The following is a 19,854-nucleotide window of genomic DNA, read 5'->3' on the forward strand; positions in this document are numbered from 1 at the left end:
CCATGAGCTTTCGCAACATCTCCGCCTGGTCGATCCGGAATCCAATTCCGTCGATCGTGCTGTTCTTCATGCTGACGGTGGCCGGGCTGGTCAGTTTCAGCACGATGGAGGTGAACAACGACCCGGATATCGATTTCCCGGTGGTGATCGTCCAGATCAGCCAGCCCGGCGCGGCACCGACCGAGCTCGAGACCCAGATCACCCAGAAAGTCGAGGCCGCCGTCCGCAGCCTCCAGGGTATCGACGAAATCAATTCCACCGTGACCGAGGGCAGCTCGGTCACGATCGTCCAGCTCAACATCGGCACGCCGATCGATCGTGCGGTCGAGGACGTCCGCAGCGCGGTTCAGCAGATCCGTTCCGACCTGCCTGACGGCATCCTCGAGCCGCAGGTGTCCCGCGCCAACACGTCGGGCAACGATCTCGCCAGCTACGCCGCCGTCAGCACCGACATGACGATCGAGCAGCTGAGCTGGTACATCGACAACAATGTCGCCAAGGAGCTGCTGGCGGTTCCCGGCATGGCGACGGTCAGCCGCAATGGCGGCGTCGATCGCGAAATCCGCGTGATCCTCGATCCCGCCAAGCTCCAGTCGCAGGGACTGACCGCAAGCCAGGTCAACCAGCAGCTGCGCCAGGTGAACCTCAACGCGGCGGGTGGTCGCGCGGAGATCGCCGGTTCGGAACAGTCGGTCCGCGTGCTCGGCAACGCCAAGAACGCCTATGACCTCGGCCAGACCCAGATCGCGGTCGGCGGCGGCCGGACGGTCAAGCTGTCGGACATCGCCCAGGTCCGCGATCTCTACGCCGAGCAGCGCTCCGCGTCCGAGATGAACGGCCGGCAGGTGCTGAGCTTCGACTTCCAGCGCTCCAAAGGCGCGTCCGACGTGTCGGTATATCACGGCGCCAAGGAAAAGCTGGAAGCACTCGAAAAGCGCAATCCGAAGGTCCATTTCCAGCTGATCTTCAACGAAGTGAAATATGCCGAGATGCAATATCACTCGGCAATGGAGGCAATGGTCGAGGGTGCCGTGCTCGCGGTGCTCGTCGTCTTCCTGTTCCTGCGCGACTGGCGCTCGACGATCATCTCGGCGCTGGCCATCCCGCTTTCGGCGATCCCGACCTTCTGGTTCATGGACCTGCTCGGGTTCAACCTGAACCAGATGACCCTGCTGGCGCTGAGCCTGGTGGCCGGCGTGCTTGTCGATGATGCGATCGTCGAGATCGAGAATATCGTCAGACACATGCGCATGGGCAAAACCGCCTATCAGGCGTCGATCGACGCCGCCGACGAGATCGGCCTTGCCGTGCTCGCAACGACCATGTCGATTGTCGCCGTGTTCCTGCCGGTCGGCCTGATGCCGGGGATTTCGGGCCAGTTCTTCAAGAATTTCGGCCTGACCGTCGTCGTCTCGGTGCTGATGAGCCTTGCCGTGGCGCGGCTCGTCACCCCGATGATCGCCGCCTATTTCCTCAAGGCGAAGGGCCATGCCTCGCACGGCGAGGGGCGGATCATGGACATCTACATCGCGACGCTCAAATGGACGCTGAACCATCGCTGGTCGGCGGTCGTCGGCGGCGTCGTCTCCTTCGCGCTGACCATCGTGCTGTTCATGACCCTGCCGATGACGTTCCAGCCGGATCAGGATCAGGACGCGAGCACCGCGAATATCGAGATGGTGCCGGGCACCACGCTCGCCGAGACCAAGCTGGTGGTGCGCCGCGTGGCAGACTTCCTGCAAAAGCAGCCCGACGTGGAATCGGTCTATTCGCGCGCCTTTGTCGGCAACGGCCGCGTCACCGCGATCTTCAAGCCCGAAAAAACGATGAAGAGCACCGATTTCGAGCGGTCGCTCGCACCGGAGCTAGCCAGGATCGCCGACGCCCGAGTTTCCTTCCGCTCAAGCAATGGCTGGGGCGGCAGCGGTCGCGACCTGACCATCACACTGGGCGGCGACGATCCCAAGCAGTTGCGCGACACCGCAATCAAGATCGTCGAGCAGATGCAGAAGCTGCCGGCGATCGTCGCGCCGCGCATCAACGGAGACCTGCAGCGTCCCGAGATCGTCATATCGCCGCGCATGGATCTGGCTGCCAATCTCGGTGTGACGACCCAGGCCCTGTCCTCGGCGATCCGCATCGCGACGCTTGGCGATATCGATCAGAACAGCGCGAAATTCTCGCTGTCCGACCGCCAGATCCCGATCCGCGTCGCGCTTGACCAGAATGCGCGACAGCGGCTGTCGACGATCCAGAACCTGCCGGTACAGACCGCAAGCGGCGGTTCGGTGCCGCTGAGCCTCGTCGCCGAGATCGGTTTCGGCGCCGGACCGACCAAGATCGAGCGCGTCGCGCAGCAGCGCCAGCTCACGATCGGCGCCGACCGCGGCTCCGGCAAGGACGGCAAGCAGATCGTCTCGAGCGTCGCGATGAAGCAGATTGACGATCTGCCGGCGATGAAGAACCTGCCCGTCGGCATCAGCAAGCTGACGCTCGGCCAGGCCAAGTGGCAGGCCGAAATGGTCAACAATTTCATCGTGGCCGTTGTCGCCGGCATCTTCCTGGTGTTCGCGGTGCTGGTCCTGCTCTATCGCCGCCTCCTGCCCCCGTTCGTCAACATGCTGTCGCTCCTCGTCGCACCGCTGGGCGGGCTGATCGGGCTGATCATCACCAGCAACCCCGTTTCCATGCCAGTGTTCATCGGTATCCTGATGCTGCTCGGCATCGTCGCCAAGAACTCCATCCTGCTGATCGATTTCGCGCTGGAGGAGATGAGCAAGGGCGTCGACACGGTGGTCGCGATCGTCGATTCCGGCCACAAGCGCGCCCAGCCAATCGTGATGACCACGGTCGCCATGGTCGCTGGCATGGTGCCGACCGCCTTGTCGCTTGGCGGGGACGGATCCTGGCGCGCGCCGATGGGCATCGTCGTGATCGGCGGGCTGATCCTCTCCACCGTGCTGACGCTGGTGATCGTTCCGGCGAGCTTCAGCCTCGCGGTCGGGATCGAGCGCTGGATCGGGCCGAAGCTGGGCCGACGCCTCCTGACCTATCGTCCGGGCGACGACGGCCGGCCGGTGATCGATCATGATCCGACCCCGCCCAAGATCGGCCGGGGCCCGGCGACGATCGTGCATCGCGCCGGTGACGACGAGCCGCAGCCAGCCGAATGACGCTAAATCGACTTCGCACTTGAACAATCCCCGGTTTCGGGGATTGTTTCGGGCATGAAGCTGCTTGCCCGCGCACCGCGCAACGGAGAATCCATTCCGCCGGGCCTGCGCCGGATGCGCTGGATCGCAACAGGGCTGCTGGTCGTGATGGCGGCGACCTTCCTCACGGCCCGCGCGCTTGACCATGTGCATCCGGCGATAGGCTTCGTTCGCGCCTTTGCCGAGGCAGCGATGGTCGGCGGGCTGGCCGACTGGTTCGCTGTCACCGCCCTGTTCCGCCATCCGCTGGGCTTGCCGATTCCCCACACGGCGATCATCCCGCGCAATAAGGATCGCATCGGCGAGACGCTCGCTTCGTTCCTCCGCGACAATTTCCTCATCCCCGGCGTCGTCGCGCGGCGGATGCGCCAACTCGACGTGGCCGGCGCAGCGGGCCGCTGGCTGGCCAGCCCGGCCGGCACTCAGGGCCGGCTGCGCAAAGGCGCGTCCCGGCTCGCCGCCGACATGCTCGATGCGTTCGATCAGCAGCGCCTCGGCGGCATGGTCAAGACGACGATCGGTCAGCGGCTGCGTGCGCTCGACGTCTCGCCTCTACTGGGTCAGGCCCTGACCGCGGCCATCGCCGAAGGCCGCCACGCGCCGCTGCTCGACGGAATCGTCCGCTGGGCCGCGAAGATCCTTGCCGCGAACGAGCACATGATCCGGGCGATAGTCCATGAACGCGCCGGATCGGTGATGCGCTGGACCGGGCTCGACGAAACCCTTGCCAACAAGATCATCGACGGGCTGAACACCCTTCTTCACGACATGGCGGAAGATCCCGGCCACCCCCTGCGCGCCAAGGCCGAGGAAGGGCTGGTCGCGCTTGCTTACGATCTCCAGCATGACGAGAAGATGCGCGGGCGCGTCGAAGCATTGAAGGCGGAGATCATCGACAATCCGGCGATGCAGCGATGGCTCGACGGGATCTGGGAGCAGGCGCGCGCCGCCATGCTGCGCATCGCGCGCGATCCCGACGCCGCGCTGACCGGCCAGCTCGGCGAGGCCCTGCGCCAACTGGGCGACACGCTGCAGCACGATCTCCTGCTGCGCGCGACGATCAACCGATTCGTGCGTCGTACCGCCGTGGGCATGGCGGCGGATTATGGCGACGGAATCGTGCGCCTGGTTTCCGAGACGGTCCGCGGCTGGGACGCGCGCACGATTACCCGCCGGCTCGAAAACGCGGTTGGCCGCGATCTGCAATATATCCGGGTGAACGGCACGCTCGTGGGCGGCCTGGTTGGCCTGATCATCCACAGCGTGGACGTGCTTCTGTGAGCCGCTATCGCTCCCAGTCGACGATCGGCCAGCCTTTGGTACGAGCGAGGGTGCGGAGCGGTCCATGCGCGTTGACGGCAAAGGCCTCGTCCGCCCAATCTAGCACCGGCGCGTCCGAAACGTGATCGGAATAGAATCGGATCGCCGTATCGGCCCGATCGATGCCGTTGGCCGCCATCCAGGCCTGGATCATCCGCAGCTTGGCGGGGCCGTAGCAATTCTCCCCCGAAATCTGCGCGCGCAGACGATCGTCGATCCGTTCGACTTCAGTACCGATCACGGCGTCGAAGCCGAGCCTTTCCGCGATCTCACCCGCGTAGAAGCGGTACGATGCCGTCGCCATGACCAGCCGGTACCCCGCCGCGCGGTCGGCCGCGATCTGCGCCCGCGCGCCGGCGAAGACGCCGGAGGCAATGACCCGGTCGGCAAAGTGTGCCGCGGCACGACGGGCATCAGCGTCACGCATCGCGTGGCCGAGCATCAAGCGCTGCGTGATCTGCTTCAGCCGGCCGCGATCGATTACCTTCGCCGCATAGGCCGCGGCGGCGACGACCGCGACCGGCACCAGCGCCAGCCGCCACGGCGCCTGCCGTCGTGCGGTCTCGATCAGGAACGACGTCCAGGTCGGCGCATGCGTGACTGTCCTGTCCATGTCGTAAATGGCAAGCTTGTGCTGAATCGGGGTATGCATCCTCTCACCCTATGCACGGCGCGGCTTGCCGATCCAGCGCGATTGCACCAATGGTGCGCGATATGAACGGGATGGCCGCCTTTTCGCACGACAGCGCCGGTGACGGCGATGTTCTGCGATTCTCCGGTAATCTTTCGCTGGCCCAGATCGGCGATCTGCCGGAGCGGCTGCGCAGCTATGATGGCGCGGTCGCCGTGATCGATCTCAGCGGGATCGACCGGATCGATACGATCGGCGCCTGGCTGGTCCACCGCTTCGCGGCTCAGCACGGCGCCCGGATCGAAGGGCTGAACCCGGACAGCACGCATCTCCTCCAGCAGGTCGAGGCCGCTGACCAGCCCGTCGCGATGCGGCCTGCCGCCGCGATCGGCTTCGTTCGTGTGGTTGGCGAGGTCGGCGACGCCGTCGTCATGAGTCTGAAGACCCTGTACGGCCTGCTCGGCTTCCTGGGCGCGACGGTTCTAGCGTTCGGCAGCGTCGTCCGCCATCGACGCTTCCGGTTCAACGCCACGGTCCAGCGCTTCGAGGTGGTCGGCGTGACCGCGCTGGGCATCATCGGCCTGATGAGCTTCCTGATCGGCATCGTCATCGGCCAGCAGGGCGCGGTCCAGCTCCGTCAGTTCGGTGCCGAAGTCTTCACGATCAACCTGATCGGCCGAATCACGCTGCGCGAGCTCGGCGTGCTGATGACCGCGATCATGGTCGCGGGCCGTTCCGGATCAGCCTTCGCCGCCCAGCTGGGCACGATGAAGCTGACCGAAGAGATCGACGCGATGCGCACGATCGGCGTGTCGCCGATGGAGGCGCTGGTGCTGCCCCGGGTGATCGCGGCGGTGGTGATGATGCCGCTGCTCGGCTTCTACGCTTCGCTGATCTCGATCATCGGCGGCGGCCTGTTCTGCTGGATTTCGCTTGGCATCCCACCGATCACTTTCATCCAGCGTATCCGGGAGGTCGTGCCGATCACCGATCTGTGGGTCGGGCTGGTCAAGGCGCCGGTATTCGGCGCGATCATTGCCATCGCCGGCTGCTTTCAGGGCATGCAGGTCGAGGCCGATGCCGAACAGGTCGGCATGCGCACCACGGCCGCTGTCGTCCAGGCGATCTTTCTGGTGATCGTGCTCGACGCGGTGTTCGCGGTGTTCTTCACTTGGGTCGGATGGATATGAGCCCGGGCGATAGCGGCGAGTCGGTGATCTGCGTACGCGGGCTGAAGAACAGCTTTGGCGAACAGGTCGTCCATGACGGCCTTGACCTCGACGTGAAGCGCGGCGAGATTTTCGGCGTTGTCGGCGGCTCGGGCACCGGCAAATCGGTGTTGATGCGATCGATCATCGGCCTGCAGGTGCCCGATGAGGGCGAGATCACCGTGTTCGGCGAGCAGACGATCGACCGCGACGAAACCGAGGCAGTCGACCTGCGCAAGCGCTGGGGCGTGCTGTTCCAGGGCGGTGCGCTGTTCTCGACGCTGACGGTCGCCGAGAACACCCAGGTGCCGCTGCGCGAATTCTATCCCGACCTCGATCAGGCGCTCCTCGACGAGATCGCGGGCTACAAGGTGGTGATGACGGGCCTGTCGCCGGATGCAGGGCCGAAATTCCCCGCCGAGCTATCGGGCGGCATGCGCAAGCGCGCCGGGCTGGCGCGCGCGCTCGCGCTCGACCCCGAACTCCTGTTCCTCGACGAGCCGACCGCGGGACTCGACCCGATCGGCGCGGCAGCGTTCGACGAGCTGATTGCCTCGCTGCAGAAGACGATGGGGCTGACCGTGTTCCTGATCACCCATGATCTGGATACGCTCTATGCGATCTGCGACCGGGTCGCGGTGCTGGCCGACCAGAAGGTGATCGCTGTCGGCACCATCGACGAGCTTCTCGCGTTGGATCACCCGTGGATCCAGGAATATTTCAAGGGCCCGCGCGGCCGGGCGGCCACGGCGACGCTCGAACGCGCCCGCCAGGCGGAGCAGACCGCCGCACCGGCCGGCGCTAGGGTCGACGAAAAGACAGGGGCTGACGACTGATGGAAACCCGCTCGAACCACGTCCTTGTCGGTGCCGTCGTGCTGATCCTGCTGGCGGTGCTCGCGATCTTCACCGTATGGATTGCCCGCCTCAGCGGCAGCTCGGAGAAGGAATATGACATCTTCTTCAAGCAGTCGGTCGATGGCCTGAACAAGGGCTCGGCAGTCGCCTTTTCGGGTGTGCCGTCTGGCCAGGTCAAGGAAATCGCGCTGTGGAAGCCGGATCCGCAGTTCGTCCGCGTCCGCATCAGCGTCAACGATCAGACGCCGGTGCTTCAGGGAACCACGGCGACGATCCAGGGCGTCGGCTTTACCGGCGTCAGCCAGATCCAGCTCGACGGCGCGGTCAAGGGCGCCCCGCCGATCAGCTGCCCGGAGGTCCGTCCCGAGGTCGATTGTCCGTTCGGCGTGCCGGTCATCCCGCCCAAGCAGGGCGGCCTCGGCGCCTTGCTCAATTCTGCGCCGAAACTGCTCGAGCGGATTTCGACGCTGACGGAGCGGCTGACCGAAATGCTGTCCGACAAGAATCAGGCTTCGATCAGCGGCATCCTCGCCAATACCAACCGCCTGACCGGCGCTTTGGCCGATCGCGGGCCGGAGATCGCGGCTACCATCGCGGAGACGCGGGGGGCGATCCAGAAGGCGGGCGACGCGGCGCAGCAGATCGGTCAGCTCGCCAGCACCACCAACAGCGTGATGGCCGAGGATGTGCGGCCGGCGATGCAGAATCTCAACAAGGCGGTCGCCGCCGCGCAGCACAGCATGGTGTCGCTCGATTCTGCCATCGGCGAGGCGCGGCCCGGCATCCAGTCCTTCTCCAAGCAGACCATGCCCGAGATCGGACAGCTGGTGCGCGATCTGCGCGTCATGTCGGCGGCGCTGACCTCGGTCGCCGAGAAGATCGACCAGGGCGGGGCAGGCTCGCTCGTCGGCGGACCCAAGCTCCCGGACTATAAGGGCAAGAAGAAATGAGGCTCCCGATGCGCACTCGCCCCTTCAGTTCCGCACTGATGCTGCTGGCGCTGGCGCCGCTTGCCGGCTGTATCAGCTTCGGCGCGAAGCCGCCGCCGTCGCTGCTGACGATCACGTCGGCGGCTGCAGTCCCGCCCGGCCAGACCCAGTCGACCGCGAGCGCGCCGACGATCACGATCCTCGTGCCGGCGGTCTCGCAGGCGCTCGCCACGCAACGCGTGCCGGTGCAGACCAGCGATACCGACCTTGCCTATATCGCCGACGCGGTGTGGGTCGAGCCGCCTGCCCGTCTGTTCGCCCGGCTGCTGTCGGACACCATCGGCGCGAAGACCGGCCGCGTCGTGCTCGGCGGCGCGCAGTCGCTGGGCGATCCCGGCGCACGGCTGTCCGGCGAGCTCCGCGCGTTCGGCGTGGAGGCCGGGACGTCTCAGGCAGTGGTGATCTATGACGCGGCGCTGGTGCGCAAGGAAGGCAATGTGATCGAGAAGCGTCGGTTCGAGGCGCGGGTGCCGGTTGCAGCGATCGAGGCCGGCCCGGCCGGGATCGGGATCAACCAGGCCGCCAATCAGGTCGCCGCGGCGGTCGCCGATTGGGTCGGCCGCTGAAGCACATTTGGATCGCTATTGCGTGCCGACCCGGCGCGCCGCGAGCGGCAGGTCACAAATGTCGATGCCGCCGAGCCCGACCGTCGGCGGTGCCGGGTTCTCGCGCAGCCTGATAAAGGCAGCGAAGCGCGCATTGTCGGTCGATCGGTATTCGAACCTGGGCCGCGCCGCTTCGGGCAACTCGCTGGCGAGCCGCACCGAAACGATGGCGGTGCGCTCCGGCGCGGTGGCATAGACGCCCATCGCGGCGTCGCTGCGCGGTAACGCCGACAGATATTTCATGCCTTCGATGATCCGCCCGACGATCGTGTAGTTGCGATCCAGCCGCCGCGCCGCGCCGCTGATCGGGGTGAACAGCTCCGATCCGCTGCCGGTGTTCGGCAACGCGTCCCGCGCCACGCCGACCGTGCCGTAGCAATGCGGCATCCACGCGGCCCTGCCATCGGTCGCGATCGGCCAGCCATCGGCAGTGACGCCCGAGGCAGTCGAATAGGCATCCGGCCGGGTCAGGCGCTGCGCGGCATCGAACGCGGGAATGTCGAATTCCGCCGCCGGTGACGGAACGACGGTGTCGGGAAGCGGCTTCTTCTCGGTTTCGTCGCCCCATTGCGTGACCCAATTCTCCTGCACGCGATAAACGCTCGTCCGATCCCACCAATGGGTCAGGGCGAGCCGACGGACATTGGCGACATGGGCCGGCGCGAAGCGCGGGGCGAGCCGGATCACGACCACGCGGTTGCCGCTCAGGGTGACGATCATCAGTTCGTCGTCCGGAATCGCCCGCCAGTCGGCCGCGATCGCATCGGACGGAAGGAGCGGCGCCGGCGGCACCGGAGCGGCCTGGTCGCCGGCAAGCAGCGCAAGGAGCGGGATCAGCATCGCGCATCTGTGCCACGAAGGCCGCGGCCCACGCAATCGCCGCGCCGCTTGCGCGCGCGGGCGCCAGCCTCTAGGGGGCACGCTCCTGCCAGGGAATGCGGAGCGGTGGCCGAGTGGTCGAAGGCGCTCGCCTGGAAAGTGAGTATACGCCAAAAGCGTATCGAGGGTTCGAATCCCTCCCGCTCCGCCAATCCCCGCACCGGGCACCTGATCAAACGACATGATGGTGAACGAGCCTCATCTGAACCATGGATGTCCCCATGACCACGCGCGGCTGGGGCGCAATACGCTATAATTTGCCTCTCGCCATAAGAACGACTACAAATGTAGTCGTTGCTTGTCGGAGACGGTATCATGCGGTGGCTGTTCGCTTTCCTGTGGCTGAGTGCGCTCTCGACACCCAGCTGGGCCGCTTCGCCGGCCGAAACATGGGTCATCGTACAGGACATGTGGGGCAATCCGGCTTACTCGACTCTCACCCTGGTGCGGGATCGCGGAAGCTTGTCCGGGGACCTCGACGGGGATGCCCTTACCGGCGCCGTCAGCGGTGACGCGATCCGCTTCGAGGCGAAGGATCGCAGGGACAGGATCTACCGTTTTGCCGGAACGGCCCGCGGCGGCGCGATGGCCGGCAGCGCCGATTTTCCGGACAATAATTTTCCCGATCGCCGCGCCGTCCACGCGTTCACGGCCCGGCGCATTGCCGACCGGCCGGCCGGGCCGCCACGCACTTATCATTTCCAGCCCGCCGATTATGCCAACAGCTTCGATCCCCACCGGTTGCCGGTGCTGACGATCTGGCCAGGCGACAGCGTGGCGACGACCACGATCGATTCCGGCGGCGTCGACGCAGAAGGGGTGACGCGCGCGCTGTTCGGGAATCCGCAGACGGGGCCGTTCTTCGTGGCGGGCGCCGCTCAGGGCGACGTGCTGGCGATCCACATCAAGCGGTTGCGGCCGAACCGCGATTATGCCGACAGCCTCGACTCGATCGTTGGCCGCGCCATGGGCCTGAGCCTCGCTGCGAAGGCGGGGGAGCTCGGAAAACCGGTGCGCTGGCGTCTAGATCGGGCGGCGGGGCTGGCGCGACCGGAGAACGCGACCGGCGCGCTGGCCGGGTTTTCCGTGGCGTTGAAGCCGATGCTGGGTGGCCTCGCGCTCGCGCCGGGATTCGGCTCCGCTCCGCTGTCGACCGGCGATACGGGTCCTTCGGGTGGCAATATGGACTTCAATGAGGTGGTCGAGGGGAACACTATCTATCTGCCGGTGCAGCAACCCGGCGCGCTGCTCTATCTGGGCGATGCCCATGCCCTTCAGGGGGATGGCGAGACATCGCAATATGCGCTCGAGACGTCGATGGACGTCGAGTTCTCCGTAGATCTGATCAAGGGCAAGCGGATCGGTGCCCCGCGGGTAGAATCGCCCCGTGAAATCATGGTGCTTGGCCAGGCAGGCTCGCTCGACGAAGCGATCAAAATGGCCAGCACGGGCATGATCCAGTGGCTCCAGCAGGATTATGGCCTGACGCTGTCCCAGGCCGCCCAGATATCCGGTGCCGCCATGCGCTATTCAGTGCCCAATCTCGCCGGGCGCAGCGTCGGGGTTGCGGCCCGACTGGACAAGCAATCCTGCCGCCGAGAACGAGCGTCATCCCGGCCGTCCCATCCGGGACGCCCGGGACGACGCCCTGAGCACAGGTGCCAGCGTCCACCAGACCGTGCCGGGCAGGCGCTGCCCGCCCGGCGAGACCTCATTGCGCGGTAGCCGTAGCCGCTTCCTCGATCATCGCGGCGACCTGATCCGGATGAGAGATCATCACGACGTGCGAGGCGCCTTTCACTTCGACGATCCGGCGAGCGCCCGCGCGCTTCGCCATGAACGCATGGGCCGCAGCCGGGATATTGAGATCGGCGCTGCCATAGATCGCCCAGGACGGTATCGTCCGCCACGCGGGTTCGCCGGACGGCTCGCCCAGCGCGGCCTGCGTGATCGGGCGTTGCGTAGCTGCCATCAGGACGGCTTCGGCGGCTGGGACATCGGCCGCGAATTGCGCGCGGAACCGGTCCGGCCGGATATAGAGATCCTGATTGCCGTCCGACAGCACGACCGGCGCCGCGAGGGCTCCGCCGAGCGTCGAGCCGGGAAACTTGCCGCTGAGGCCCAGGCTGGTCTCGCCGGCTTCGGGCAGGAAGGCAGCGACGTAGACCAGCGCCTTGACGTTGTCGTGACCGACCGCCGCAGCGCTGATCACTGCGCCACCGTAAGAGTGGCCGACCAGCACGACCGGGCCCTTGATGCTGCTGAGGATCGCCGCGACGAAAGCCGCATCGCCCTTGACGCTGCGCAACGGATTGGCGGCGGCCACGACCGGATAACCGTCCCGCGCCAACCGCGCGACCACGCCGTTCCAGCTGGCGGATTCAGCGAAGGCGCCGTGGACGAGCACGACGGTTGGCCTGGTCGCCGGTGCAGCGGCGGATTGCGCCCGAGCATTGGCGGCCAGGCCGAGCAGACCCAGCGTGCCGAGCAGAAGCGCGGCTGAAACCTTGAAGCGCTTGAACATGGTCATATCCTTTCCCGAGAGATCGCTCCGCACATGCAGTCGATGGCCGCAGGGAAGCGGGCACTTCTCAGCAGCAAGGAGAAGCCCGGGCTATTGAACCATAGTATGGTCGGCACGGACCAAGGTATCGGCGCCGAGCGGTTGTGTTCTTGCCGCTCAGCCGGGGCCACGGTATCGCACGGCCATGGGGGAAACGGCCGTTATCCATATCGTCGACGATGACGATTCGCTGCGGAGCGCGCTCGAGAGCCTGTTCCGCTCGGTCGGTATCGTCGCGCGCGGGCATGCCTCGGTCGCCGGCTTCCTGGAGGCGCCGCGTGAGGATGCGCCGGGGTGCCTGGTGCTCGACGTGCGCCTGCCCGGTATTTCGGGCCTGGATTTCCAGGATCGGCTCGACGAACTGGGCATCGGCCTGCCGGCGGTGCTGATGAGCGGGCATGGCGATATCCCGATGTCGGTTCGCGCGATGAAGGCAGGCGCGATCGACTTTCTGGTCAAGCCGTTCCGCGACCAGGACCTGCTCGACGCCGTCGCGATCGCGATCGAGCGCGACCGGGCACGCCGGACCGAACAGAGCGACGATGCTGGACTGAAGACGCGCCATGCGACGCTGTCGCCGCGCGAACAGCAGGTGATGGCGCTGGTCACTGCCGGGCGAATGAACAAGCAGGCGGCCTATGAGCTCGGCCTGAGCGAGGTGACGGTGAAGATTCACCGCGGCGCGGCGATGCGCAAAATGGGCGCGCGCACCCTGCCCGATCTGGTGCGCATGGCGGAAAAGCTGGGCGTGAAGGCTCCGTAAAAGCGCGTAATACGATCGGATAATTCCCCTCGGCGCCGGCTTCTGGCAGAGCCCGGGACCGGGACGGCATCGATCAACGCTTACCCGGTGGAAGGAAAGCGTCGCGTTGCCCAAGCCCCTGATCGCCATCGTCGAAGACGACGAATCGCTGCGCCATGCCCTTGTCGGGCTGATGCGGTCGCTCGGTTACGATGGTGCCGGCTTCGTCTCGGCTGAGGAATTCCTGACGGACCCCGCGCTCGATCGTGCCGATTGCCTGGTCACCGATCTCCAGCTCCCCGGCATCAGCGGCTTCGATCTCGCCGCACAGTTGGGCGAGGCGCGTGCGCGTCCGCTGCCCGTGATCCTCGTCACCGCGCGCACCGAGCGCTCGATCGACGAGCGCGGCGAGGCCGCCGGCCTGTTCTGCCTTTTGCGCAAGCCGTTCGAGGCCGATGCGCTGGTCGCTTGTATCCAGCGCGCGCTGGACTCCTGAACCGCCGCGCGGTCGCTGGACTATTCCGTCGGCTTTCTCGACAAGGCGCTGTGGGGTCCCAAGCCGATATTCTCGATCTGATCCATGAAAGCGTCGTCACCCGCGATGCCGCGGGTCGCGTGCTGTCGTGGAATGTCGCGTCCGAGGAGCTCTATGGCTGGTCCCGCGCGGAAGCGCTCGGCCGCAACCTGCACGCCCTGCTTGGATCACGTCACGCGTTTCCGCTCGACGCGCTGGAGGCGCAGCTGTTCGCGGAGGGATGCTGGGAGGGCGAGCTCGTACGCGTGACCGCGGCGGGCGATGAACGCGTGCTCGACCTGCGCTGGACGGTAGAGCGAGACACTGCGGGGGCGCTGGTCCGGATCATCGAAACGGCGCGCGACATCACCCGGCGCAAGGCGACCGAGGATGCGCTCCGTATCAGCGAATATCGCTACCGCAACATGTTCGAGGCGATGGCGGTCGCCTTCTGGGAAGTCGATTTCACCGGAGTCGGCGCGATGCTGCTGCCCCTGCGCGATCAGGGGGTCACCGATCTGCGTGCATGGCTCCATGCCAATCGCGATTTCGTGCGTGCGACGATGGAACGGGCGACCGTCAGCGACGTCAACGCCAAGGCGCTGGACCTGTTCGGCGCCGCCGATGCCCCCCAGATGATCGGGCAGAGCATCGCTCGTTTCTGGCCGCGCGACAGCGAGCCGGTCTATATCGACGCGCTCGTGGCGACGATGATGCGCGAGCCGCATCTCGTCACCGAAACCAGGCTGATCCGGGTCGATGGCCAGGAAATCGACGTGCTGTTCACCGTCTCGCTCTCGCAGGAGAATCGCAAGCGCGGCGTGATGCTGATCGGCGTGGTCGATGTTTCGGCCCGCAAACAGGCCGAGGCAGCGCTGCAGCGGCTGCAGGCCGAGTTCGCCCATGCTGCACGCGTCTCGATGTTGGGCGAGCTGACCGCGTCGATCGCACATGAGGTCAACCAGCCGCTCGCCGCGATCGCCACCAGCGGCGAAGCGAGCCTGCGCTGGCTCGCCGCGGCCGAGCCCGATCTGGAGGAAGTGCGCGGGCTGGCCGGGCGGATGGTGGCGGACGCGCGGCGCGCGGCGGCGATCATCGCACGGGTGCGGGCGATGGCGGAACGACGTGAGCCGGAGCGCATCGCCTTGTCGCTGAACGCACTGGTCGAGGATATGCGTGTATTTCTGGGCCATGAGCTTCAGGCGCAATCGGTCGGGATCGATCTGCGCCTGACGCCCAATCTCGGCGCTGTGCTCGGCGATCGGACGCAGCTGCAACAGGTGATCGTCAACCTCGCGGTCAACGCCGTGCAGGCGATGGTAGAGGCAGGCACGCCCGCCCGGACCTTGCGGCTGATCACCGCCCCTGCCCCCGACGGCCGCGTGACGCTGACGGTCGAGGACAGTGGACCCGGCCTGCCGCCCGATCCGGGCAGGCTGTTCGACAGCTTCTACACGACCAAGGCGAACGGCATGGGCATGGGCTTGCCGATCTGCCGCACCATCGTCGAGGCGCATGGCGGAACGATCGCAGCGGAGAATGGCGCAGACGGCGCACGGTTCGTGGTGAGGTTGCCGACGTCCTGATTCTCCGATCACGTGATCCCGGCCCCGCCGGCCCGATCGCCCAGAAGCCTACGCGATCGTTCAGGCCCGACCGGCGATTTCCAGCAATCCCGCCGGGCTCATCGCCACGGCCAGGACATCGTAGCCGGCCACGCCGAAATGTGGGGTGGCCAGCGGATGCGTGTGGGTGGCGGTGATAACCACCACCGCAGCCCCGGCGGCCTCCGCTGCGGCAATGCCGGCCGCCGTATCCTCGAACACCAGGCATTCCCGGGCCGGCACGCCGAGTCGGTCCGCCGCGAGCAGGAAGCAATCCGGCGCCGGCTTGCCCTGTTCGACATCCTCGGCGGCGATCATCACCAACGGGGTGGGCAGGCCAGCCGCCGCGAGCCGCCGAACCGCCAGTTCGCGCGGGGCCGAGGTGACGATCGCCCAGCGATCGACGGGCAGCGCCGCCAGGAACGCGGCGGCGCCGGCGATTGCCTCGATACCCTCGACATCCTCGATCTCGGCTTGCGTGATCGCCGCTGCCTCGGCCTCCGGATCGACGCCCGGAAGCGCAAGCCGGCGGACCGTCTCCACGCTGCGCACGCCGTGGATCGTCGGCAGGAAGGCCTCGACATCGAGACCGTGGCCCAGCGCCCATGCGGCCCAGACGCGTTCGGCGGCGACGATGGAGGTGAGGATCGTGCCGTCCATGTCGAACAGGAAGGCGGCGAAACCGCGGTCGGGAAAGGGCTGAGTCATCGATCGGCCCTGCCCCCGGCGGCGCCCATGTGCAAGGCGCTGGATGCGCCCATCGCCAACGGACTCCACGGAACGGAGCCGCATAGTGGATCGTCACGGCGGTACGATGCCGCTAGAGGGCGCCTCATGCCGGTGCTCACCCCCTATCGGGCCGATCTCGCTCAGCTTGCCGCGCAGGATCGCCTGCGCACGCTGGTGCCGCGACGCGGCATCGATGTCGCGTCGAACGACTATCTCGCATTGGCAGCAGCGCCACGGCTTGCCGCGGCCGTGGCCACTGCGGCCGCTCGCGGCGTGCCGGTCGGGTCGGGCGGATCACGACTGCTGCGCGGCAACCATGCGGAGCATGAGGCGCTCGAAGCCGAGGCGGCATTGTTCTTCGGGGCGGAAGCCGCGCTGTTCTTTTCGAGCGGCTATGCGGCGAACGCTACCTTGTTTGCGACCCTGCCACAGCGCGGCGACCTGATCGTCCACGACGCGCTGATCCATGCCAGCGCGCATGAGGGCATGCGGCTCGGCCGGGCCGAGCGGCTTTCCGTGGCCCATAACGATGCCGACGCCTTCGCGAACGCGATCGCACAGTGGCGGCAACAGGGGGGCGCCGGCCGGGCGTGGATCGCGGTGGAAAGCCTGTACAGCATGGACGGCGACCAGGCGCCGCTCGACGCGCTCGCCGACATCGCCGACCGGCACGACGCGATGCTGCTGATCGACGAAGCCCATGCGACCGGCGTGTTCGGTGAGGCTGGGCGCGGCCTCGCCCAGCAGCTCGATGGGCGGGAGAACGTCGTCACGCTGCGGACCTGCGGCAAGGCGATGGGCTGCGAGGGCGCGCTGGTCTGCGCGCCGGCCACGTTGCGCGATTTCCTGGTCAATCGCGGGCGCGGCTTCATCTTCTCTACTGCGCCGTCGCCGCTGATGGCCAGCGCAGTGCGCGAGAGCCTGCGCATCCTGGCCGACGAACCCGATCGCCGCGCGACTCTCTGGACGCTGATCGCAGCGGCCGAGCGGGCGCTGGCGCGGTGCGGCGTGGCCCCGACCGGATCGCAGATCCTGCCGCTGGTGCTGGGCGACGATGCGCTGACGATGCGAGTCGCTGCCGCCGTGCAGGCGGCCGGGTTCGACGTGCGCGGCATCCGGCCGCCAACGGTGCCGCAAGGCACGTCCCGACTGCGCATTTCGCTGACGCTCAACCTGACGCTGGGCGATGTCGACGCGCTGGCCGACGCGATCGTGGATGCGCTGCCGTGAGCGTCCGGACGATCGTCATCACCGGGACCGATACTGATGTCGGCAAGACGGTGTTCGCAGCTGCGCTCGCCGGGGCGCTCGGCGCGACCTATTGGAAGCCGGTCCAGGCGGGGCTCGAGGATGGCGGTGACGCCGCGACGGTGGCGCGGCTTGGCGGCGTGCCGCCCGGGCGTGTGCTGCCCGAAGCGTACCGCCTGACCACGCCCTGCTCGCCAGACCGGGCGGCGGAACTCGACGGCATCGCCATCGACCCGAATCGCCTCGTCCCGCCGACATTGGACGGACCATTGGTGATCGAGGGGGCCGGCGGCGTGCTGGTGCCGGTGACGGACGACCTGCTATTCGCCGACCTGTTCGCGCGTTGGCAGGCTCCAGTGGTGCTGGTCGCCCGGACAACGCTCGGCACGATCAGCCACAGCCTGTTGTCGATCGAAGCGCTGAGGGCGCGCGGCGTGCCGATCCTCGGCATCGCTTTCACCGGCGATCCAGTCGAGCATAGCGAGGCGACGATCGCGAGAATCGGCGGAGTGCGGCGGCTGGGCCGGCTGCCGCGGTTGGCGCCGCTCGATGCAGCGAGCCTGAGCACGGCCTTCGCCGCGCATTTCGACCTGGCGGATTTCCAATGACGTCGCCCGTCTGGCATCCCTTCACCCAACACGGGCTCGGCGAGCCGATCCCGCTCGTCACCCATGCCGAGGGCGCCGCGCTTCATACCAGCGACGGGCGGCGGATCGTCGATGCGATTTCGTCCTGGTGGGTGACCACCCACGGCCACCGCCACCCACGCATCATGGCGGCGATCGCCGAGCAGGCAGGCAAGCTCGACCAGATCATCTTTGCGGGCTGGACTCACGAGCCGGCCGAAGACCTTGCCCGGGGACTTACGGCCATGATGCCGCCCGCGCTGAGCAAGGTCTTCTTCTCGGATTCGGGATCGACCAGCGTCGAGGTGGCGCTGAAGATGGCGCTCGGCTTCTGGGCCAATAGTGGCGCGCCGCGGCACCGCATCCTGGTGCTTGAACACAGCTATCATGGCGACACGATCGGCGCGATGTCGGTCGGCGCACGCGGCGTGTTCAACCAGGCCTATGCACCGCTGCTGTTCGACGTGGGCACCCTGCCCTTCCCGGCCGCCGGCGGCGAGCAGGACACGCTCGATGCGCTCGAGGCCGCCTGCCGCGAAGCGCCGGCGGCGCTGATCGTGGAGCCGCTGATTCTCGGCGCGGGCGGCATGCTGATCTATCCGCCGCGGATCCTGGTGGAGATGCGCCAAATCTGCGCGCGGCACGACGTGCTGTTCATTGCCGACGAAGTGATGACCGGCTGGGGACGAACCGGCACCCTGCTCGCCTGCGAGCAGGCCGATGTGGTGCCGGATATCATGTGCCTGTCCAAAGGGCTGACCGGCGGCGCCGTTCCGCTGGCGGTGACCATGGCGACCGAGGCGATCTACGCCGCGCACCTGTCCACCGATCGCGCGCGCATGTTCTTCCATTCGTCGAGCTACACCGCCAACCCGATCGCCTGCGCCGCCGCAAACGCCAATCTCGCCATCTGGCGCGAGGAGCCGGTGCTCGAACGGGTTGCCGACCTGGCCGCGCGGCAACGACACCGGCTGGCCAGGCTCGCCACGCTGCCGGCGGTGCGCAACGCCCGGCAGATCGGCACGATCACCGCGATCGAACTCGCCGCGGACGCGGGCGACTATCTCTCCGATCTCGGCCCGCGCCTGCTGGCGCTATTCCGCGACAAAGATCTGCTGCTTCGACCGCTCGGCAACACGGTTTATGTCATGCCGCCTTATTGCATCGAGGACGGGGACCTGGACCTTATCTATGCCGCCATCGCCGAGGCCGCCGATGTATAGGCGCCTGATGCTCGCGCTGGTGTTCGCCGTCACTGGCTGCAAGGCGGAGCAGAAGACCGGCGCCTGCACTGATCTGTCGCGCGCGGCGATGGTGGCGATTCCGGGCGGCAGCTTCACCATGGGCGACGATCCGCTCTACCGCGAGGAGGGGCCGCCACGCACCGTCGCCGTGGCGCCGTTCTGGATCGACGCGCACGAGCTGACCAATGACGAGTTCGCGGCCTTCGTGAAGGCGACCGGTTACAAGACCATGGCCGAGCGCGATCCGCCGAAGCTGCCCGGCGCGCCGCCCGAGATGCTGATCCCGGGCTCGGCCGTGTTCACCGTGCCGAGCCAGGCCGATCCGCGCTGGTGGCGCTGGGTCGTGGGGGCCGAGTGGCGGCATCCGTCGGGCCCGGCTGAGTCGATTTCCGGACACGGGAGCACACCGGTTGTGCAGATCGCCTATGAGGATGCCGAGGCCTATGGTCGGTGGGCCGGGAAGAAGCTGCCGACCGAAGCACAGTGGGAATTCGCCGCCCGCGCCGGGCAGAAGGCGCTGCCGGAGCCGGTCGACGATGCGGGCCGGCCGCAGGCGAATTATTATCAGGGCGTCTTCCCGCAGCGCGACCTGGCGCTGGACGGCTATCGGGGCAGGGCACCGGTCGGCTGTTTCAAGCCCAATGCGTTCGGGCTGTACGACATGATCGGTAATGTCTGGGAGTGGACCAGCGATCCGGGCGGTCCGCAGGGCGACATGCATGTCATCAAGGGCGGATCCTACCTCTGTGCCGGCAATTATTGCGCGCGCTATCGTCCCGCCGCGCGACAGTTCCAGGAGCGCGGGCTCGGCACAGACCATATCGGGGTGCGCTTCGTCGCCGACCGGCCGGTGCTGCCGCACGATTGACGCGCTCCGGATAAT

Annotated in this window: 18 protein-coding genes and 1 tRNA gene; 15 read left to right on the top strand and 4 right to left on the bottom strand. The window is 67.1% G+C overall.

From position 1 onward, the window contains the following. The first annotated feature begins 2 nt into the window (after positions 1–2). The gene (locus U1769_RS04570) at positions 3–3,173 is read left to right on the top strand and encodes an efflux RND transporter permease subunit (protein WP_332712565.1); all 3,171 of its coding nucleotides are present in this window, start codon (positions 3–5) and stop codon (positions 3,171–3,173) included. Positions 3,174–3,227: 54 nt separating this feature from the next. After that, entirely contained in the window at positions 3,228–4,493 is a 1,266-nt protein-coding gene (locus U1769_RS04575) for a DUF445 domain-containing protein (protein ID WP_332712568.1), read from the top strand. Between the two features lie 4 nt (positions 4,494–4,497). Here U1769_RS04575 and U1769_RS04580 read toward each other — a convergent pair whose 3' ends face one another. Next, positions 4,498–5,184, bottom strand: a complete 687-nt coding sequence (locus U1769_RS04580; RefSeq protein WP_332712570.1) for an HAD family hydrolase — start codon at positions 5,182–5,184, stop codon at positions 4,498–4,500. Between the two features lie 62 nt (positions 5,185–5,246). On the opposite strand from U1769_RS04580, the gene U1769_RS04585 reads away from it, so the two are divergent. The 4 genes from U1769_RS04585 to U1769_RS04600 are packed head-to-tail and all read left to right on the top strand — an operon-like array spanning position 5,247 to position 8,783. After that, positions 5,247–6,353, top strand: a complete 1,107-nt coding sequence (locus U1769_RS04585; protein WP_332712572.1) for an ABC transporter permease — start codon at positions 5,247–5,249, stop codon at positions 6,351–6,353. Then, complete coding sequence (locus tag U1769_RS04590; RefSeq protein ID WP_332712575.1) at positions 6,350–7,207, top strand: ABC transporter ATP-binding protein; 858 nt, start codon at positions 6,350–6,352, stop codon at positions 7,205–7,207. Before U1769_RS04585 ends, U1769_RS04590 begins: the two co-directional genes overlap by 4 nt. Then, positions 7,207–8,178, top strand: a complete 972-nt coding sequence (locus tag U1769_RS04595; protein WP_332712577.1) for an MlaD family protein — start codon at positions 7,207–7,209, stop codon at positions 8,176–8,178. Before U1769_RS04590 ends, U1769_RS04595 begins: the two co-directional genes overlap by 1 nt. A gap of 8 nt (positions 8,179–8,186) precedes the next feature. After that, positions 8,187–8,783: an ABC-type transport auxiliary lipoprotein family protein gene (locus tag U1769_RS04600; RefSeq protein WP_332712579.1), complete on the top strand. Its 597-nt coding sequence runs from the start codon at positions 8,187–8,189 to the stop codon at positions 8,781–8,783. A gap of 15 nt (positions 8,784–8,798) precedes the next feature. On the opposite strand, the gene U1769_RS04605 is transcribed toward U1769_RS04600, so the two are convergent. After that, positions 8,799–9,662 (bottom strand): peptidylprolyl isomerase, encoded by an 864-nt coding sequence (locus U1769_RS04605; RefSeq protein ID WP_332712580.1) that lies wholly within the window; start codon positions 9,660–9,662, stop codon positions 8,799–8,801. A 99-nt stretch (positions 9,663–9,761) separates the two neighbouring features. On the opposite strand from U1769_RS04605, the gene U1769_RS04610 reads away from it, so the two are divergent. After that, positions 9,762–9,852 (top strand) — tRNA-Ser (locus U1769_RS04610). 164 nt (positions 9,853–10,016) lie between these two features. Then, complete coding sequence (locus U1769_RS04615) at positions 10,017–11,426, top strand: acetamidase/formamidase family protein (RefSeq protein WP_332712583.1); 1,410 nt, start codon at positions 10,017–10,019, stop codon at positions 11,424–11,426. Here U1769_RS04615 and U1769_RS04620 read toward each other — a convergent pair. Continuing rightward, the gene (locus tag U1769_RS04620) at positions 11,413–12,225 is read right to left on the bottom strand and encodes an alpha/beta fold hydrolase (protein ID WP_332712585.1); all 813 of its coding nucleotides are present in this window, start codon (positions 12,223–12,225) and stop codon (positions 11,413–11,415) included. The two genes, U1769_RS04615 and U1769_RS04620, sit on opposite strands and share 14 nt — an antisense overlap. Positions 12,226–12,409: 184 nt before the next feature. Between U1769_RS04620 and U1769_RS04625 the strand changes: the two genes are divergently transcribed. From U1769_RS04625 to U1769_RS04635, 3 genes are all read left to right on the top strand, one after another. Continuing rightward, entirely contained in the window at positions 12,410–13,027 is a 618-nt protein-coding gene (locus tag U1769_RS04625; RefSeq protein ID WP_332712588.1) for a response regulator transcription factor, read from the top strand. Between the two features lie 106 nt (positions 13,028–13,133). Beyond that, positions 13,134–13,502, top strand: a complete 369-nt coding sequence (locus U1769_RS04630) for a response regulator transcription factor (protein ID WP_332712590.1) — start codon at positions 13,134–13,136, stop codon at positions 13,500–13,502. A 50-nt stretch (positions 13,503–13,552) separates the two neighbouring features. Beyond that, positions 13,553–15,106 carry a PAS domain-containing sensor histidine kinase gene (locus U1769_RS04635; protein WP_332712593.1) on the top strand — a complete coding sequence of 518 codons (1,554 nt, stop codon included), beginning with the start codon at positions 13,553–13,555 and terminating at the stop codon, positions 15,104–15,106. Positions 15,107–15,166: 60 nt separating this feature from the next. Here U1769_RS04635 and U1769_RS04640 read toward each other — a convergent pair whose 3' ends face one another. After that, positions 15,167–15,832, bottom strand: a complete 666-nt coding sequence (locus tag U1769_RS04640; protein ID WP_332712596.1) for an HAD-IA family hydrolase — start codon at positions 15,830–15,832, stop codon at positions 15,167–15,169. 126 nt (positions 15,833–15,958) lie between these two features. Here U1769_RS04640 and U1769_RS04645 point away from each other — a divergent pair, with 126 nt between their 5' ends. Genes U1769_RS04645 through U1769_RS04660 form a run of 4 tightly spaced genes read left to right on the top strand, consistent with a single transcriptional unit; the run spans position 15,959 to position 19,839 of the window. After that, positions 15,959–17,083, top strand: a complete 1,125-nt coding sequence (locus U1769_RS04645) for an 8-amino-7-oxononanoate synthase (RefSeq protein ID WP_332712599.1) — start codon at positions 15,959–15,961, stop codon at positions 17,081–17,083. Next, the gene (gene bioD, locus U1769_RS04650) at positions 17,080–17,709 is read left to right on the top strand and encodes a dethiobiotin synthase (protein ID WP_332712602.1); all 630 of its coding nucleotides are present in this window, start codon (positions 17,080–17,082) and stop codon (positions 17,707–17,709) included. The genes U1769_RS04645 and bioD overlap by 4 nt, the downstream gene beginning before the upstream one ends. Continuing rightward, entirely contained in the window at positions 17,706–18,950 is a 1,245-nt protein-coding gene (locus U1769_RS04655) for an adenosylmethionine--8-amino-7-oxononanoate transaminase (protein WP_332712605.1), read from the top strand. Before bioD ends, U1769_RS04655 begins: the two co-directional genes overlap by 4 nt. Next, entirely contained in the window at positions 18,943–19,839 is an 897-nt protein-coding gene (locus U1769_RS04660) for a formylglycine-generating enzyme family protein (RefSeq protein ID WP_332712607.1), read from the top strand. The genes U1769_RS04655 and U1769_RS04660 overlap by 8 nt, the downstream gene beginning before the upstream one ends. Positions 19,840–19,854 lie beyond the last annotated feature (15 nt).

It is taken from the genome of Parasphingomonas zepuensis (assembly GCF_036663735.1).
GTDB lineage: Bacteria > Pseudomonadota > Alphaproteobacteria > Sphingomonadales > Sphingomonadaceae > Sphingomonas.